A 441-nucleotide genomic window follows, 5' to 3' on the forward strand; every position below is an offset into this window, starting at 1 on the left:
ATGTAACTGGAAAGTGACACAGGAAGCTGCTCGTAGTTTGTCCTGCTCTCCAGAGTTTTTTTGACAGGCTTTGGCAACTGAGCCTGTGTATCCGTACCACCTGTTGGCTGAGTATTTTCCTCCGGCTCATCTTGGGAATAGCTGGAAAGGGGCTGCTTTAAAACATCCAGGATTTCCTCCCAGCAGGCAGGCCAGTTGATCTCGGCTTCAAAGTCCATAGCCTCCATCAGTCCCACTGCTTCGGACAGATAAGGCTGATTGGCTTTCATCGCCAGCGTCATGGTCTGAACCGTGTTCAGAGGAAAAACCTGCTCTGCACGAACACCCGTGTTGCCATAGAATCGTGTAAACCAGCACTGTTGCCATAGGCGATATACAGCATTCTCAAGAGTGCCAGTGGATTTTGACAGCTCCTGTGGCATTCCCGAGTCACTCCACCTT

1 protein-coding gene is annotated in these 441 nt (G+C 50.6%); it reads right to left on the bottom strand.

From position 1 onward, the window contains the following. The coding region (locus E1189_RS23135; protein WP_196221055.1) for a hypothetical protein at positions 1 to 422 on the bottom strand (422 nt) is incomplete at its 3' end. Positions 423 to 441 lie beyond the last annotated feature (19 nt).

It is taken from the genome of Parendozoicomonas verongulae (assembly GCF_009711465.1).
GTDB lineage: Bacteria > Pseudomonadota > Gammaproteobacteria > Pseudomonadales > Endozoicomonadaceae > Sansalvadorimonas > Sansalvadorimonas verongulae.